The 17,696-nt window shown below is 33.7% G+C and carries 17 protein-coding genes and 1 pseudogene; 10 read left to right on the forward strand and 8 right to left on the reverse strand.

Going from position 1 to position 17,696, the window contains the following annotated elements:
- Window positions 1–80 precede the first annotated feature (80 nt).
- From LIS78_RS27530 to LIS78_RS31735, 3 genes are all read left to right on the forward strand, one after another.
- Window positions 81–293 carry a hypothetical protein gene (locus LIS78_RS27530; RefSeq protein ID WP_209151946.1) on the forward strand — a complete coding sequence of 71 codons (213 nt, stop codon included), beginning with the start codon at window positions 81–83 and terminating at the stop codon, window positions 291–293.
- 215 nt (window positions 294–508) lie between these two features.
- A complete protein-coding gene (locus LIS78_RS31730) occupies window positions 509–724 on the forward strand; it encodes a L,D-transpeptidase (RefSeq protein WP_434092380.1) in 216 nt (71 codons plus the stop codon).
- Between the two features lie 3 nt (window positions 725–727).
- The gene (locus LIS78_RS31735) at window positions 728–1,054 is read left to right on the forward strand and encodes a L,D-transpeptidase (protein WP_434092381.1); all 327 of its coding nucleotides are present in this window, start codon (window positions 728–730) and stop codon (window positions 1,052–1,054) included.
- Between the two features lie 394 nt (window positions 1,055–1,448).
- Here the strand turns inward: LIS78_RS31735 and LIS78_RS27540 are convergent, their stop codons facing one another.
- The 3 genes from LIS78_RS27540 to LIS78_RS27550 form a co-directional block, all read right to left on the reverse strand.
- A complete protein-coding gene (locus LIS78_RS27540) occupies window positions 1,449–1,613 on the reverse strand; it encodes an aspartyl-phosphate phosphatase Spo0E family protein (RefSeq protein WP_252285389.1) in 165 nt (54 codons plus the stop codon).
- A gap of 258 nt (window positions 1,614–1,871) precedes the next feature.
- Window positions 1,872–2,456 (reverse strand): YitT family protein, encoded by a 585-nt coding sequence (locus LIS78_RS27545; protein WP_252285390.1) that lies wholly within the window; start codon window positions 2,454–2,456, stop codon window positions 1,872–1,874.
- Window positions 2,457–3,281: 825 nt separating this feature from the next.
- The gene (locus LIS78_RS27550; protein WP_252285391.1) at window positions 3,282–3,716 is read right to left on the reverse strand and encodes a hypothetical protein; all 435 of its coding nucleotides are present in this window, start codon (window positions 3,714–3,716) and stop codon (window positions 3,282–3,284) included.
- Window positions 3,717–4,248: 532 nt separating this feature from the next.
- On the opposite strand from LIS78_RS27550, the gene LIS78_RS27555 reads away from it, so the two are divergent.
- From LIS78_RS27555 to LIS78_RS27570, 4 genes are all read left to right on the forward strand, one after another.
- Window positions 4,249–4,824, forward strand: a complete 576-nt coding sequence (locus tag LIS78_RS27555) for an MEDS domain-containing protein (RefSeq protein ID WP_350495078.1) — start codon at window positions 4,249–4,251, stop codon at window positions 4,822–4,824.
- Window positions 4,825–6,014: 1,190 nt separating this feature from the next.
- Window positions 6,015–7,019 carry a DUF3231 family protein gene (locus LIS78_RS27560; protein ID WP_252285392.1) on the forward strand — a complete coding sequence of 335 codons (1,005 nt, stop codon included), beginning with the start codon at window positions 6,015–6,017 and terminating at the stop codon, window positions 7,017–7,019.
- Between the two features lie 803 nt (window positions 7,020–7,822).
- Window positions 7,823–8,233, forward strand: coding sequence for a thiol-disulfide oxidoreductase DCC family protein (locus LIS78_RS27565; RefSeq protein ID WP_286676973.1), 411 nt, complete (start codon window positions 7,823–7,825; stop codon window positions 8,231–8,233).
- Window positions 8,226–8,714 carry a hypothetical protein gene (locus LIS78_RS27570; protein WP_252285393.1) on the forward strand — a complete coding sequence of 163 codons (489 nt, stop codon included), beginning with the start codon at window positions 8,226–8,228 and terminating at the stop codon, window positions 8,712–8,714. Before LIS78_RS27565 ends, LIS78_RS27570 begins: the two co-directional genes overlap by 8 nt.
- Window positions 8,715–9,195: 481 nt before the next feature.
- On the opposite strand, the pseudogene LIS78_RS31740 reads toward LIS78_RS27570, so the two are convergent.
- The 4 genes and pseudogenes from LIS78_RS31740 to LIS78_RS27590 all read right to left on the reverse strand — a co-directional run.
- Window positions 9,196–9,288 (reverse strand): annotated as a pseudogene (locus LIS78_RS31740) (DMT family transporter); the annotation flags it as partial.
- 144 nt (window positions 9,289–9,432) lie between these two features.
- Window positions 9,433–10,287, reverse strand: a complete 855-nt coding sequence (locus LIS78_RS27580; RefSeq protein WP_209152016.1) for a malate synthase — start codon at window positions 10,285–10,287, stop codon at window positions 9,433–9,435.
- 720 nt (window positions 10,288–11,007) lie between these two features.
- The gene (gene murI / locus LIS78_RS27585; protein WP_209151944.1) at window positions 11,008–11,808 is read right to left on the reverse strand and encodes a glutamate racemase; all 801 of its coding nucleotides are present in this window, start codon (window positions 11,806–11,808) and stop codon (window positions 11,008–11,010) included.
- A gap of 131 nt (window positions 11,809–11,939) precedes the next feature.
- Complete coding sequence (locus tag LIS78_RS27590; protein ID WP_209151943.1) at window positions 11,940–13,025, reverse strand: NAD(P)H-dependent flavin oxidoreductase; 1,086 nt, start codon at window positions 13,023–13,025, stop codon at window positions 11,940–11,942.
- 251 nt (window positions 13,026–13,276) lie between these two features.
- Here LIS78_RS27590 and LIS78_RS27595 point away from each other — a divergent pair, with 251 nt between their 5' ends.
- The 3 genes from LIS78_RS27595 (at window position 13,277) to LIS78_RS27605 (ending at window position 16,744) form a co-directional block, all read left to right on the forward strand.
- Window positions 13,277–14,155: a LysR family transcriptional regulator gene (locus LIS78_RS27595; protein ID WP_252285394.1), complete on the forward strand. Its 879-nt coding sequence runs from the start codon at window positions 13,277–13,279 to the stop codon at window positions 14,153–14,155.
- 390 nt (window positions 14,156–14,545) lie between these two features.
- Window positions 14,546–15,739, forward strand: a complete 1,194-nt coding sequence (locus tag LIS78_RS27600) for a YbfB/YjiJ family MFS transporter (protein ID WP_252285395.1) — start codon at window positions 14,546–14,548, stop codon at window positions 15,737–15,739.
- A 441-nt stretch (window positions 15,740–16,180) separates the two neighbouring features.
- Window positions 16,181–16,744, forward strand: coding sequence for an alpha/beta fold hydrolase (locus LIS78_RS27605; RefSeq protein ID WP_252285396.1), 564 nt, complete (start codon window positions 16,181–16,183; stop codon window positions 16,742–16,744).
- 22 nt (window positions 16,745–16,766) lie between these two features.
- On the opposite strand, the gene LIS78_RS27610 is transcribed toward LIS78_RS27605, so the two are convergent.
- A complete protein-coding gene (locus LIS78_RS27610) occupies window positions 16,767–17,642 on the reverse strand; it encodes a PhzF family phenazine biosynthesis protein (protein ID WP_252285397.1) in 876 nt (291 codons plus the stop codon).
- Window positions 17,643–17,696 lie beyond the last annotated feature (54 nt).

Raw genomic sequence — 17,696 nt, forward strand, 5'->3', positions numbered from 1 at the left:
ATCCACTAGATACGGTGGTCGGCCCTGTTACTACTGGTTTCTCTACACGTTTATAAGGATTGTAAAAAGGAAGGACTTGAATGAAACTTGATGTATCTGAATTAGTTGAAGCAAAACATCAAATTGATTCAACTTTACACAAACTCAGACAGACAGTAAAAACTTTTGAAGCTAAAGAAAATTCGAATAGATATAAATCTCAAATTACCTTAGCTAAAAGACGGATACAAGCATTCGAAATTTCAGTATCTCTTATTGAAAGAGAAATAAATGACCTTAATAAAAAAAGCTAGTTATCAGCTTTTCCAAAGTGCGTATTTTTCTACTAGGTGAAATAATATGCAAAACAAAAGTTAATTTCGTCAGAGAACGTTTCTCTGTATATTAAAGTTGTAAATTAAATAGGTTTTTATTTATAAGTGATTGTTGCGAAAAAGCATCTTTCCATTTGGAAGGTGATTTTTCGTTTCTTATAAAAATATAAAAAAGAGGAGAGTTTTTATATTTTATGAAATCAATGACCATTCTAACATTATTAATGGTCGCATTATGTGAAGTTAATGAAGTGAAAACAGAAGCAAAAATTAAAACAGCGAATCAAAATTTAATCATCATTAATAAGTACAATAACAAGCTTGCTTATTTTCATAATGGCTATATTGAAATCGTTGATCCAGTAGTAACAGGGAAAACGTGGGACAAAACACCAGTCGGCTTTTTTTAAGTAGTGAACAAGATTAAAAACTGCCCTTACTATAAAGGACATATCCCTGGGGGCGATCCTCGCAATCCATTAGGAAAGCGTTGGCTAGGAATAAACGCAAACGGCACGTACGGTGATACATACGGCATTGACGGTAACAACAATGAAAACAGCATTGGAAAATACATGAGTCAAGGTTGCGTGAGAATGCATAATGCAGACATTGAAAAGCTTTATGATAAAGTTCAAGTAGGCACACCGGTTGCGATCACATATTCCTATAAGAGCTTTGTTGATCTTACTAGCATATATAGGGATAAATTCAAAGGCTACAAGTTGAAAAACAACTAATAATCAAGTAGCATTCTGTTATCAAAAGATGCTGTTTTTTCTTTGTCTTCTTGCCATATAGCCCTTATCATAGAAATAGATGAAAAATATGGTGAAGGAGGCCATGATTCTGCGAGCAAAAACCGAAAAAGCTAGACACGTGGTAATGTTTAAAGCTACAGGAGAGTTTTATGCGCATGAAGTCAACCAAGATAAAATAAGAATAGGTTTTTTTGTCTGTCCTTCGTGTGAAGTCAAAGTACATCATAAACATGATCATTTCTTTTCCCATGAACATAAACGAAATTGTATCTATGTGAAAGAACAATTTAAGAATAAAGCCTACTCGTGAACATAATTTAGGTATCGGAAACCACATGCAAAAAAGCCCTTATTTCATAAATAAGGGCTTTTTTTAATAAATTTCTTCTAATTCATTTAACTTTCTATCCAATACTTGACTTACCTTTACCGTGTTATCACTTACAAGTCCTTCTTTTAAAGCTGTATATATCATAATTTCCCTAATGCGCTCTATCTCTTCCAATAGGGCTTCCTGTGTTACATGTTTATTTCCCATCCCCATCATCACCTAATTAATCCCCATGTTAAATATTGATAAATTTCACATTAACTTTTTATAATGTATTTTTCAATACTCAAATTTTTACAATTTGAGAAGGCGAAATGTTAATTTTTATAACGGTAAAGTACTATGTAATAAATAACTGAATTTAATGATATTATTTTAAAAATGTATGTAATAGTTAACACAATTTGTAAAAATCAAGAAGATGCAAAAAATAGAGGATAGAAGATACTAATTTTATAATCCGAATTATTCTTTTTTAGTAATTAACGAAGTCGTCATTCCACCTATAAAAATTGTCGAACATGAAAAAAGAAACGTTTTAGGACCTAGTAAAGGAAGACTTGCTGTTATGATAAAACCATCTATAATTAAAATAACCATTCCTATGTTTAGAGAAAAAGCCTTTGATATAAGTTGGGCTAGTAAATCTGTTCCTCCAGTGCTTGTCTCGTATCGAAGCATAAGACCAACCCCTGTTCCAATACATATTCCTCCAAAAATCACACTAGGAAAAACAGAAAGTTGAAACTGGTCTTTAATAGGTTCTAACCAATCGATCAATAAAGAAGAAATAACTAACCCATAAAAACTATTATAAAAATAAGTTCTTTCATAAACCCAAGCAAACCAACATAATGGAAAACCCAAAATGATGATCATTACACCTGTAGGAAATTCAAAATAATAGTGAAGGATGAGTGCAATTCCAATTGTTCCTCCATCCAACAAATAATGAGGAACTAAAAATCCATTAATTCCTATACTTAATAATAAGCTTCCGACAAGAACAACCAGTATTTTTCGAAAAATAATAATCACCTTTTTAGTCAATTTATCTCTTATTATATGTATAAGCTTTGGATACCTGTCATGAATGTTTTTTATCACAAAAGCTCTTAGAATAATTTATTCTAAGAGCTTTTTGACTTTATAGATCAGGGAGGTTTAAAAGTTTCACGCTCAGAGTCAAAAATATTATGACTACACAATATATTTTCATTCCCTATTAGGTGACTCACCTAAATTGAATATTCTTTTATCATTTGAGAAAACTACTCAAGATGCTTAAACAGCGTCTTCCAAGGTAACCTTATGAGAAAGAGGGCTGTCCTACCTGGCAGCTTTCTTTTTTTATGAACTCTTTAAGGTATAAAATTTATTAGTTTAAACAAACTACTCATGATGATTAATGTCATTAATAAAACATAGTTTGCGCTAGTAGAAACTGCTGTTAGTCCCAGTAGTTTTTTCTCTTTTTAAGCTGTATATAATATACAAAGTTAGTTTACATAATCACCGTTATAGGCACAAGTAGTCTAAATCATGAATATCTTCTTTCATTATGAACAAACTACTCACTCAAGATGGATCAGATGAAGATCCTCCATTACTTGCAGCAATAGAGCGTAGAAAAAGCTACTGATTAGGTCACAGTAGCTTTTTCGCTTTTTAATGGGCATGAATGAGTTTTCCTTTAGTTGAGCATTCTATTTAAGAAACCCTTCAATACTCACTCTAGTATATAAAGGTGGATTTACTATACATGAACTATAAATTACACAAGGTCTTTATTGTATACTTTATTGCTTTGATCGGTCCCTTTGCTATTCTCTTTCTTACAAATCATTTAATTCGAGCAACTCGTAGAAAGCAGGCTTAATTTTTTAAAACTTGATGTTTTACCAAACTTCGATAATAACCATAAATAATAATATATGCTATTAAATAACTAATAAAAGTTCCAATAATATTCCAAGTATTAAAGTACTCTACTTTTCCAAAGATTAAACCAATGCCTTCAAAACCTGTAGTAAAAAGAGTAAAACAAATTAAAAGCAGAAAGGTATTAACCCTCTTTTTTATTTTAAAATAAACTAAAAAAGAAGCTAGGACAGGGTAGAAACCCATATTCAAAGGAAGTGCAGATAAACTTCGATTTCTAAAATTTGGTTCAAACTGCCAAAAATAATTAGTTCCCCACTCATTTAGTATAAAGGCTACTGTCATTCCCACAGGTGCAATTAAAATGACAATTATAGATTCCTTTTTGTATAAGATAAATCCAAAAATCCAAGGTACAATAAATCCCATAATAATATTTACTAGTATTTCCTCTCTTCTCCTCTCACCAAGACAACTTTTTAATAGGATTGTCCAAAACTTAGAGATGTATGTCTTATGAAGAAGAAAACTAATGATTAGACACTAGAAGTTTTTCTCCTTTCTACAAATAATTTCTTACTACCTTGAGGAAACTACTCAGGACGCCGTAAGGCTTCAATCCTTTGGCTAAATAAATGTAGCAGAAGAAACCTACCTCTTTTGACTGGGAAGAGATAGGTTTTTCTGTTTTTAAGTTGTATACGCTATACAAAGTTAGTTACCATAATGTCTAACAATTGGGGCGCAGTTCATCCGCCGAGGGTTCTTTTTCCGGAGTATGCAGCTTTTTATACATCCTTGATTTAACAAGGTTTCTCTTTGAGACGGAGGTTAGAGAAGTGTATAAAAAGCGTACCTTCTGTACGTGTTTGCATATTTTTTAAAAATTCAATAAGTTACCACTATATTCTATTTACATAATCCCAGTATAATGAGAGAGCGAGAAGAAAGAAGGGATTATGTGTTGAAAAGTAAAATGAATCAGTTGTTTGCAGAACAAAAGAGTGTTCATATACTGTATTTCTACGACCAGCAAGAAAAGTATTTACAACAAGTTGTAAGTTATATCCAAGAGGGGATTTTTGCTGGAGATTGCATTCTTCTTATTGAAAACGACCGTTTTTATCCTTTTATTCATAACCAGTTGAAAACACTCTTGACCACAGATCAAATGAACATGATACATCGTATAAACAACTTCGATTTCTATTATTCAAGTGGTAGTTATCATCCTCCTGCCATTCTTGATTACTTTAATAAAAGCGTACAGCCTTACCTCGAGAATAGAATTCCTTTCAGATCATGGGCACATGTAGAATGGAGTAGTATGAAAGATCCTTTACATCTAATCGAAGATTTTGAAAAAATAGTGGATAGTGCGGTGAATCAACTCTCATTCCCATTAATTTGTGCATACAAAGGAGAGAGGATGCCAGAGTATCTTAAAACTATTTTGATGGAAACACACCCTTATGTTCTCATGGAAGATGATTTAATCACCTCTGAACAATACCGACCATTAACTGATGTGGAATAAAAGTAAAAAAACGCTTAAGCAATCATACTGAGCGTTTTTTTATCTTTAAAGAAATCAATGGTTCTCTTTCTTCCATTCAGTTTATTTACCACCATAAGCTCTTTCCTTGTTTTTCTGTTTTCATCAAATATAACGTAATCATATACCTTTATAAAAAGAATCTCCCAATGAACGACCCCTTTTCAATCTTCAGTCTGTTATTCACCTTCTAATACAAAAGAGCCATTTTATTAGGAAGAAGAAATCTATAAAAGTTTTTGGGATTAAAGTTTTAACTTTAAAACATGTGGTACACACATAGTACAACACCAATATTATTATTGATTGTTGTAAAAAGGTAAATACTTAATCTATGAAGGGACTGATTAGTTTTGAAAGAATTAACAGCGACTTCGACAAACGTATTACCTCAAATTGAAAGTAGATATTCGTATCTTACCCAAGGCACTTTGGTTATGAACCGATATACGTAACGAAAGGGCCTCACAAGGGAAAATGAACAAATTCCTAAACAGTATGAGAAGAAGCCTGTATCTCCTTAGATACAGGCTTCTTCTTTTCGAGTTTACATAAAATGTTTTATAGGAAACCGCACAAAGACAGCGCTCAATCAATTGAGCGCTATCTTTATACAAAAAAGATTTTTTCGGAATCTTCAATCAACTACCTTTATACTACTAGAAATTGATATAAAAAAACTATAACTTTGTTATGATTCCTGACATAGATAATCGAATATTATTTTTTGTACAAAATAAAAAAGGACATTTCTTCTATGCCCTGTTCCCTCGTATCAGCCCCACCTACGCTAAATACTATGACAGCCACTCATGCCATCCAACCTATCCTTAGTATAGATGAAAGCGATTACATAGTAAAGTAATTATTAAAATATTCTGCCTATTACTTTTGTTATATTTAACTTGTCTACCTTGAATAATATCAAATATCGTGAGCAAACTACTCAAGAAGCCGTGAGGCATCTACAACTAATTTTCTTCCTTAGCAGAAAAAAACTACCTTCTCCCTAACTCTAAGGTAGTTTTTTTCTGTTTTTTGAGCTGTATACGATATACATTTGTAGTTAACATAATGTGATTATCGGAAATTACATGCTAAAAACCTTTTTTTGTTAAGAGAAAATTCATATCTATTAATAAATTAGTAAACATTATCCAAGAGGTGATCATATGGATAAAAATAAGTTAAAACTCACATCTTCCGAAATAGGGACACTATGGGGAGAGTATGTAAACGGAACAATGACAGATGTAGTAAATCGATATATGTTCTCTATTATTGAGGATGAGTCAATAAAGATCGTTTTTGAAGATGCTATAAAGACCTTCGCAAAACAAAAGAAACAAATCGTAGCTTTTATAGAAAAGGAAGGGTTTCCAGTTCCAATTGGATTTACTGAGTCTGACCTCAATAAAGGTACTAAAAGATTATTCACTGATATATTCTGCTTGAATTATTTACATATCATGACGTTACATGGCTTACTAGGACATACAACCTCATTAGGTGTGTCTGTCAGAGAAGACTTACGTCACTTCTATGATACATGTGATAATGATGCAAAAAGGATGTATCATCAAACGATTGAATTATTACTTGAAAAAGGGGATTTTCAGAGGGACCCTTACTTTTATCCTGCTACGAACCCTGAATATATTTCTAGCCAGGATTTTACGGATGGGTTTTTCGGAAAAGGCAGACGTTTAACGGCAATAGAAATCATAAGTATTTCTTTCAGCCTTAAAAAAAGCATTATGGCTAAAACTCTTTCTATTGGATTTAGTCAGGTCGCTCAATCAAAAGAAGTAAGAAAATTTCTAGAGGCTTCGGAGAAAACAGCTGATGATCAAATACAATCCTTTTCAAAAATCATGCACGCAGATAATTTACCAGTTCCTAAATCGTGGGAGACAGAAGTAACAACTTCAACAGATTCTCCTTTTTCTGATAAGTTAATGATGTATCATATTGGTTTCTTGTTCCAAGCTGCACAAGCATATCACGGAACAGGTTTAGCATCAGCCATGCGAACAGACCTTGTAACAACTTACGAAGGCATCATTCTCAAAAATCTAATGGTAACAAAAAAATGGTTTAACATTATGGTGAAAAATAAATGGTTGGAACAACCACCACTGGCTCCTAATAGAAAAGAAATTGCAAAAGAGAAATGATAATAAATAATAACCAATATTTTGAGCAAACCACTTAAGAAACACTAGAATGTTTACTCTAATATATAAAGATGGCTTCAATATAAGTGAATTACAAAATCCGTAAAATCTTTCTTGCAATCTTTAGTGTTTCTGCTATTCTTTTTGCTATTCTCTTTCTTACTTACTGTTTAATTCGAACATCCCGTAAAAATTAATTTACATCCTTTCTCTAATTACAAACGTATAATAAATAGCAACTTGAGCAAGCTACTCAAGATGCTTTGTACGCCCTGAGGCATCAACCTATAGAGACCAATTGCATAACATCCAAAAACAGAAAAAACTACCTTCCCAACTCCAAGATAGTTTTTTCTGTTTTTAACAAGCGATTATATAGGGGTTTCTTCGATGAATAACAACTGTCCCAAAAGAATTGACATCAGCTCTATAACGCCGAACTTTATTTGTATTTGTAAAATTTCTCATAGCCACTCCTTTCTTACATAAGGTTATATAGATACTAATAGTATGGACATTCTTCTATTTTAGTATTCTTATAAACTTAAGATTTCAAGAAAGAAAAAAACTTTTGAGAGGATAACTAATTTTGTATACCTTGTACATTTCTAGTTACCATAATGGATTTTATAGGCACTCTTCTCAAAAAAGAAAGCTCATCTTACAAAATTGTAAGTCCATCTTACATTATTGTTAGGTGAGCTTTATTAAATCTCGTTTTATAATTGTTTATAGAAGATATTTACAATTAGCTAAGGGAATGAAATATATTGAAGGTTAAAAAAGACAATCATCCTATTATTATGTTTGACGGTATGTGTAACGTGTGTAATTACTGGGTTCAACTTGTGATAAAAAGAGATCCTAAAGGCATATTTAAATTTTTGTCTCTTCAATCAGATTTAGCATGTTCATTGATAACAAATCACAATCTGAATAATAAGCAATTAGATTCCATTATCTTAATTAATAAAGATCAAATATATACTGAATCTACAGCAATCTTACATATTATAAATAAGCTTACTGGACCTATAAGGTTCTTCGTTCTCTTTTGGATAATACCCAGAAAAATCCGAGATAGAGTGTACCGTTTCATTGCAAAAAATCGATATCGATTCTTTGGGAAAAAAGAAAGTTGTCTCATTCCTAGTAAAGAAATACAAAATAGGTTTATTAAAACGGAAACAGAAAGTGGGGAAATCAATGAATAAAAGTACATTTCTAAAAAAGCTTAGAATGACAATTATCACTACATTTAGATGGTCTTTAGCATTAACTTTCTTGATTTACGGAATTGCCAAAATCTATCCAGGTCAGTTTTCTACTGGCGACTTTATATATGATTCGACAAAGGACTCAGCAATGCAATTGGCATGGCATTTCTTTGGATATTCGAATACATATAATCTTTTTATTGCTTTTGGAGAAATAACAGCAGCCTTACTATTAGTAATTCCAAAGACAGCAACTTTGGGGAACATTATTTACTTACCTATCACAGTAAATATTACTATTCTTGACTTTTGTTTTGAGATACCAGCTCGTTCTGTTACTACCTTATTAACCTGTATGAGTATAGCTTTACTTTTCTTTGAATATAAAAAATTAAAAAGAGTGTTTTTTGACTCCCCAGTAGCAGCTGAAACGTCTATCCCAACAAGCCATATAGAAAAGAAGGTGAACATACAATGATTGTACTACCTATTATGTTTGTCAGTTTGGGAATTTCTTCTTTTTACTATTTTATTATTAAAAAAGAAGCTTGAGATGAATACAATATATAGATCCAATTAACATAATGTCTTTTTCCTGTACACATAAAAAAAGAACCCTTACAGGAGTAAGGGTTAAAGCTAGAATAATTTCTATCTTTATGCAGCTTTTGATACAACGGGCTTTTCATTAGGAGGACCAACCACACTGATGTATAAAAATTTCATAAAACAGCAACAAGGCTTCCCCTGGAATTCAACTCCCGCAAGGGTTCCTTTTAAAAACAGAAAAACCAACCTCTGAGTCCTATAGGTTAGTTTTTCTGTTTTTAAACAACAAAGATTTTACAGGATTGGTTAGATGTCTCTCGGCTTTTTGAGTAGTTTGCTTACTATATAAGAAAATATTCATCTTAGCAAGTTACATAATACTAGTCCATACTATTTTCTTAAGTTTTTGACAACCCTGTTAAAATAGGTGTTGTTACCAAAATTAAAGTAGATGTTGTTGGATCAGCTGTTTGTAAGCCTCTAAAAAAGGACCATTGGTTAATAAATACACTAAGAAAAATAACTGCAGGAAGATCTGATTTACTTACACACTTATTAACAAACAGAGTCAGGCACTGTTCGCCATTAGTGATGGGTGGGAAAAATGTGTCAGTCCCCTGTCATCCTTATTATCTTTGAGCTAACGTCTACATGCGCATTAATGCACCATTAGGCTTTGGTAACTCTTGAGCTGTTATCAGATTCATTTTACAAAAATGTTCAAAAAATTGTTGTGCCTGTTCTCGTTCCTTTGGGTCACTTTTTAACGAAACTATATTAAGTAACATTTGAGCCATCCATGAATTATCAAAATAACGGTATTTACCTGTATTCCATGTCATTTTTTCCGGGAATCTTCCATTTACATAGTATTCCCAGAAAAGCATCTGATCCGATTCCTGTTCTGTGAGTTGGATTCTGTATTTTGAATGAGCAGGAATATATCCATCTTCACAAAGCTTACCGATAAAATCTTCATTCACCATATAGACACCTAAGATACGTCTGTCTTTTTCAGGCATGCTGGAATCTATTGCTGTTAACAAGACAGCGCTATTTTGGTGTAAGCGGATGGGTTTGGTTGGCTTCCCCTTGTTATTACCACTTTTTATTACGCCTGAAAAAACCTTCCACTCTGAAAAAGAACTATTCTGTTCTTCTGTGTCACACCAAAAAACCATTTGTGATTCGGGATGAAGTTTATGATTTTTCATAAGTTTTTCATGTCCCCAGCGAAGTTCCTGGTTTTTTCGTTGTAGTTTTTTTTCCTCTTCCTTCTTCCATTCTTCCTCTTTTAGTTCCATTTCCTTTTTTCGTATAATTTGTTCAAGTGAATCAGCAACACTTTTATCATGTAGTTTTAGGTGCTTTCCAAATACATCGGGGAAAACAAACTTTTTATTTTCCGATGCGAAATGTATTTCAATACTAGAATCATTATATTTAACTATACTACCCGTACCAAAATGCTTGTGTGTAACTTTCTTATTGATTAGATTCATCATTCTAGGCCTCCTTGTAGAATAAAAACTCGGTTACTATTAGATAGTAAATTGATAATTTTATTCAACTAACTTACCTTTAAAGCTCACACAACTGTTTGAATTTTCCCTCGGTTTAAACACGGATATTGAAAAAACGTGTCCATAATTCTATCTGCATAAAAATAAAGTGGAATTCAAAATATGATTAAAAAAACAATTGTAAGACTATTATAACATTTTTTAAAAACATTACAAAATTTTATTGACAATATATTTTAATTTGAGGTAAAATGTAGTTTTATTCTACATAATTACTTTAAATAGCTATGAAATAAAGGCATACAAAAAGGCTCGAAACTTCTAGAAATCCCCTATGAATAACCACTTGATTACCGGTGATAAGTGGAATGATTCCAAGATTAAACTAATCTCTTAGCTAACCCTCATTAAGTTAGAGACTTAGTTCAGGAGCGTACTACTACAGTAAGTGTTACAAGTAAAAAGCGTAAAAAGCAAAAGAAGAAGACATGAACATTACTGTAATACACACGAAGCCATTATCTCAATGGATATGTTCAATGCTATGCAAAATCAAATGAAACAAAGAAAAATGATCTATTTTTCTACAAAACATATAAATGATAAAATGAAATTTAGAGTTAGTTTATTATGTTATCGATATGTTGAAAAGTGAAACTAAACGCAATACCCATTACAGGAACGCAAAAGAAAGCACCTTTACTTAAGGTGCTTTCTTTTTGGTTTATTTAATGCATTTTGCAGTATATTTAATGCATTTTCCATCTTTATCATATAGTTCTTATCGTTACTAGAACATTGAAACGAAATATCATTAGTTCCATTGGTACTTAGTAAACTTTTTTCTTCTAGGAGACTAGACAGTCTTTCTACAGTACCTTTACTGCCATCAATAAGTTGAATATGAGAGGGAAGCAAATCTTTTAATACAGGCTTGTAATAAGGGAAATGAGTGCAACCTAATACAACCGTACCATATTGATTTAAATCAAATCCTTCTAGCTTTGTTCTAAAATACGTACTTAATTCATCCCAATTAAAGTTTAGATCTTCACAGAATTCAACTAATTCTGGAAGAGGTAATGGGTCAACGATTGAATCCTTATCAATTTTAGTAATTAACTTTTTATATTTCAATTCTTTTAATGTTAAGTCTGTAGCAAAAACAAGCACTCTTTTATCCATTGAACTACTTAATTTAATAGCAGGCTTTGCGGCAGGCTCCATTCCGATGATTGGAATATCGTAAGTAGTCCTTAATTCGTTAATAGAGATGCTAGTAGCTGTATTGCAAGCAATAACAAGTGCTTTAACCTCTTGTTTAAGAATATCTTCCACTGCAGTTTGGACATGTTTATTTACTTCTTCTTTTGTCTTGGTTCCATACGGAACATTGCGTGTATCAGCATAGTATAAAAAATCTTCTTTCGGAAAATGTTTTATTGCTTCATTTAATACTGATATTCCGCCAATTCCAGAATCAAAAAAACCAATTCTCATGTTGTTCACCTTACAATTCAAATATTTTTTCACATCATTTATTATATCTTTAGAGTAAATGATTGAATAGGAAAAGCCCAACTCTATAGATTCAATAGGTAAGTACTGTAGAAAGAGGCTCATTTGCTGATTTAACTATAAGTAAGTGTTTTTAGAATGTTTTCTGCTTGTTGCATAGTAGCTTTCACTAGATCAGCTGCTGTTTTATCTCTTTTTAATAGCCTTGTACTTTGACCGCACCATAAAGACATATACTCTCTATTACCTAACTTAGCTGCAGCTTTTCGAATATCTCCCGTAATTGTATTTTGTGTAGGAAAACATAGAGGTTGAATCTTAGAAGTTTCAAACTCCTTAATAAAAGTGTTTGCTATTCCTCGCGCGGGACGACCTGAGAAATGTTTAGTGAGAACCGTGCTTTCTTCATTACTTTCGTGAAGAGCCTCTTTATAACAAGGATGTGCTCCAGATTCTTGTGTCGCTAAAAAAGCAGTTCCCATTTGTACACCACTCGCGCCCAAAGCTAAAGCTGCGATTAATCCTCTTCCATCCATAATTCCACCGGTGGCAATGACGGGAACATCCACTTGATCCACTATTTGAGGTACAAGTGAGAACAGCCCAATATTAGCTCCGTAAGGATGCTCATTTACATCAAATGTTCCTCGATGACCACCTGCTTCACTTCCTTGAGCTATAATCACATCCGTCCCCTGTTCTTGTGCAGTTAGGGCTTCTTTGACTGTTGTAACCATTGTCATAACTTTTATGTCATTTTCTTTTGCTATTTTCATCGCATAAGGTGGAAGAACACCAAAAGCTGTGCTTACGATAGGTACTTGTTCTTCTACCAATACTTTAAACTGCTCTTTAAATAAATTTTTAGTTTTGACTTCTTGTTCAACACGCTTAATAGATAAAACGCCTCGCATCGTATCTAATAATTGCTGAACCTCTTCTAACCCACCCGTATTATCTGCCATTTCAGTAGCAAAAAGATTAACAGCAAAGGGCCTTTTAGTATATTTTCGAATCTCTCTCACAGCTTGTCGGATATCCTCTGGATGCATATAAGCAGCACCTAATGTTCCAAGCCCACCTGCCTCACATACGTTTACAATGAGATCTACTGTTGTAATTTTATCTCCCGCCATACCAGCCTGTATAATGGGTACCTTAATATCTAAAATTTCACAAACACGATTATCTAAATTCATTTTTCTCCCCCAGGTTATGAAGTAGACTACACGAGTTGTATTAAGATTTAAATAAATGATGTGGTCTGGTAGTTAATTCATTTTTATTAAGAGCACATGTGAGACTCATAAAAATATAATTGCACTTTATAATCCTCATAAAAGATGCTCCATATTTATCATATACGCTCTTCTCCATATGGTATAATTCAAAATAAAGATATTTGCCATCGTTTTAACAGATGGCAAAGAGAAATTAGGTGTGAAGAAACATGGATATTCAATCTTTGCGTATTTTTAAGGCAGTTGCCGAATATGGGAGTTTCTCAAAAGCTGCAAAAGAGCTAAATTATGCACAGTCTAATATTACGACTCGGATGCAACAGTTAGAAAACAGCCTGCAAACGGTCTTATTTTATCGACATAACAAAGGGGTTACACTAACAGCAAAAGGAGAAGTATTAGTAACTTATGCTAATAAAATTTTTCGTCTTTTAGATGAAACAAAAGAAGTAATGAAGGACCAAGAAGACCCTCAGGGTCCATTAGGTATCGGATCAATGGAGACAACGGCTGCCGTTCATTTGCCTAGGTTTCTTTCTAGGTATCATTCTGCTTATCCGCAAGTAGACCTAAACTTAAAAACAGGGCCTACCAGTCAGCATATTGAAGCAGTGTTAAATTATGAATTAGACGGTGCATTTGTCTCTGGACCTCTATCTCATCCTGACCTTATTACAAAGAAGGTGTTCAGTGAAGAATTAGTATTGGTAGGAAATTCGTTACTTTCTCAATCTTTAAAATCTCATAAAGTTGATGATTTGACACTGTTAGTTTTACACAAAGGTTGTTTTTATCGTGAGAAGTTAAAGCATTGGTTACATGAAGAAGGGGTGATACCTTCTAAAGTTATGGAGTTTGGTTCCTTGGATGCCCTTATGGGATGTATAGCAGCTGGACTGGGAGTTACTTTACTACCTCTGTCTATTGTACAAAGATACAGCTATCTAGAGGAGGTTACTCATTATCCTATTCCAGAAAAATTTTCGCTAGTCGACACGCTTTTTATTTATCGTACTGATGCCACTTTCTCTACGCCTCTTATTAAATTTGTAGAAATGTTTCAAGAGGAGAGGATTAGTCCTCTATAATATCCTAGAGGAGGAGAAGGGACTTTCATCCTCGTTATATGGATAAAGGTTTCCACACAACTATAGCGTGGATTCATAATTAGAAAGTGTGTACGTATATGGAATAAACCCCGCCATAGTAATTGAATTTATCACATTTTATTTAATAAAAAGCCCTTTGCTCTTATTAAGCAAAGGGCTTTTACACATGTGTAAATATAGTAGTACAGAGAGCTCTATAGACTTAAAAAATTATGAACGTGCTAGCAGACTCATTGAGAAGCCAGAGATACAAACTTCGATGGATTTTGATATCTGTTTTAAAGATACCTGTTATCTATTTTATGTATTTTATTATATATCAAAATAGAGATATGCTGAAGTAGTAACATTTTTTAAGGAGATGAGATCTTGATTAAAATTTTAGTTGGTGGAATATTATCGTTAGTTATTGCAATGGGCATTGCAAGGTTTTCCTATACGCCTATTCTACCTCTTATGCAAAGTGACATGTCATTTTCAAATAAAGTTGCCGGGTATCTTGCTACAAGCAACTACGCAGGATACCTAGTCGGAGCTGTTTTAGTGGGTATCCTTCCTTTAAAACAACGTAGAAAAACGTTTTTGAAATTGAGTCTAATCCTTAGTGTAATTACCACTGCAGGTATGGGGTTATTTCAAATGTATTCAGCATGGTATATCTTTCGCTTTGTGTCTGGTTTTTCTAGTGCATTTGTACTTGTGTTAGCTTCAAGTATTGTATTAGAGAAACTTGCTGAAAAGGAAAAAACAAATTGGTCTGGGCTTTTCTATGGAGGAGTTGGAGTAGGGATTTTTCTTACTGGAATCACTATCCCTATTTTAAATCATTATTTTAAATGGGAAGGAGCATGGATTGGGCTCTCTATTCTAAGTATTATACTAACTTTCCTAGTATGGATTTGGTTGAAAGATGAGACCTCTAGTTCTACTCAGAATAAGAAGAAGGAGATACCTGCTCATGGCCCTCCAACGAAATGGATTCCTTGGTTGATTATAGCCTATGGCCTAGAGGGTCTAGGGTATATTGTAACTGGTACCTTTATTATATCTATTGCAGGACAAATACCAAATTTTAATGGCGATGCAACCTTTATATGGATGATTGTCGGTTTAGCTGCGATTCCATCTTGTATTATCTGGTCTTCACTTGCCAAAAAAATGGGGTTTGTGAAATGCTTAGTTGTTACCATGCTATTACAAGCGTTTGGCATTGTAGTTCCGGTATTATTAATGACTAAAATAGGTTTAATTGTAAGTGCACTATTGTTTGGAGCAACATTTATGGGAATTACAACACTTGCTACAACATTAGCAAGCCGAATTAATCCAAAGAATAGCAGTCGTATCATTGGTTACCTCACAGCTATTTATGCTGCTGGTCAAATGATAGGGCCCTTGCTTGCTGGCCACTTTGCATCTGCTAGTCATAATTACAACTCTGCTTTAATTGGGGCTGCAATTGTTGTATTAATTGGTGCTCTCTTTTTATTATCCGGGATTCGATTTGATAATAAGCCTGTTAAGATTGTAAATACAGAAAATATACAGAATGAAGAAATTTAACTTTTATGTGTCTAATAAGTATTGAAAGCATGTAGTTGAGAAGGAAGTAGTAGAAAGAGAAAGAACAATATAAAGCATTGCTTTGTTCATATATCTTTGTTTGCGTCATTTTGATAACTAAAGGTTTAATAAATAAAAGCTATCATATCATTTTTTAAGAAAAAACTTGATATGATAGCTTTTTCAACAAAAAGACGTGAAGCAATTGAATATTCATATTGCCTCCTAACTTAAGTGGATATCTCTTTTAGAGATACCCCCTATCTCAGTATTGAATTATACATGATAGGCAAATCTATTATAAAGTATAGGTATTGATTAAGAAATATTTGGAGAAAACAGTCGGTAACTTTAGCTAAAAATAAAGTCTTTATTGATGATAGTTGTTTAGAAGAGGGTTTAGTCACTTTAACGTTTGGTAATTAGGAGAGGAGAGTTTGTATGGTAACATATCATACTTTAGAAGTGAAAGGTCTGAATATATTTTATAGGAAGGCAGGGAATCCAGATAAACCAACCATCTTATTGCTACATGGCTTTCCATCTGCAAGCCACATGTTCCGAGATCTTATTCCGGTTCTAGAAAAAGATTATTATGTAATTGCTCCTGATTATCCTGGCTTTGGAAATACAACTTCGCCTGATCGAAAAGAATTCGACTATACATTTGATCATATTACTGAGGTAATTGAAGCTTTCGTTAATAAATTAGAACTTGATAAGTATGCTCTATACGTTTTTGATTATGGTGCTCCTATTGGTTTTCGTTTAGCTATGCATAATCCAGAGCGTGTAACAGCAATTATTAGCCAAAACGGAAACATTTATCGAGAAGGTTTGGGATCAAAATGGGCGACTAGAGAAGAATACTGGGAAAATCCCACGCCGGAAAAAAGACAAAGTTATCGAACGGCTTTTGCATCAGAAACCATTAAGCATCAGTATATCGATGGGACGCGGGAAAATACAGTTTCCCCTATAAAACGTAAATATACGGTAGAATGAGAGACCTGTTCCAGTGTCCCTCTCAGTCACTCGATAACCAGTCTCCCTTTGCGACTAGTTGCACCTTCCCGCCAATTTGGATATCATATGTTCCATTTTTTAATTTGGCGGTAATATTCACATTTGAGGGACGTCCCATCTCATAGCCCTGATTGCCACGAATATCGAGTTTGTCTTTATCGAAGAACCGATGTTTCAGAAGGTAACCCGCCAAATTGCCATTTGCGCTACCTGTCGCAGGATCCTCATAAAAGCCCGTATCGCTTAAGAATACCCGCACATGAAGGCAGTTTGGGCCCCTGCTCTCCTCCTCAGAAAAAACAAGCAGGTTACATTTATAATAAGTTTCCAGAAAACGTTTAAACTGTACAGGATCGATGCTGCATCGTTGTACCACGTCGGCTGCTTTCAGTGGAACAATGATGCAGGGCAGTCCTGTGGAGACCAGCTGGATTGGAAAATCCGTCCGTATGTCCTCCACCTGTATATTGAGCACCCTTGCGACAAATTCGAGCTGGTCTATCTTCATGCCGAAGGCAGGTTCGTTTTGACTCATGGTGAGAATGTCACCGTTGAAAACAACTGGGATCTGTCCAACAGGCAGATTTAAGATGACTGTTGAGGCGTTTCCTTTTTCTATAATTTGGTTGATGATATACGCTGTGCCCAAGGTAGGATGTCCCGCGAAGGGCACCTCCTCATCTGGGGTGAAGATTCGAACATCATACCCACCATTTTCCTGTTTATTGGACATGATGAAGCTCGTTTCCGAAAAATGAATTTCTTTGGCAATCTGCTGCATCTCCTTCGCTGTGAGATGATGGTCTGGCACTAGAACAGCAAGCTGATTTCCCTGATATTTTTTTTCAGCAAAGACATCTACGATATAAAAATCCATATCAATTCCTCCTCTTTGCTCCATTATAGGTGAAGGTTAATAGAACAGATGAAC

Source organism: Priestia megaterium (assembly GCF_023824195.1).
GTDB lineage: Bacteria > Bacillota > Bacilli > Bacillales > Bacillaceae_H > Priestia > Priestia megaterium_D.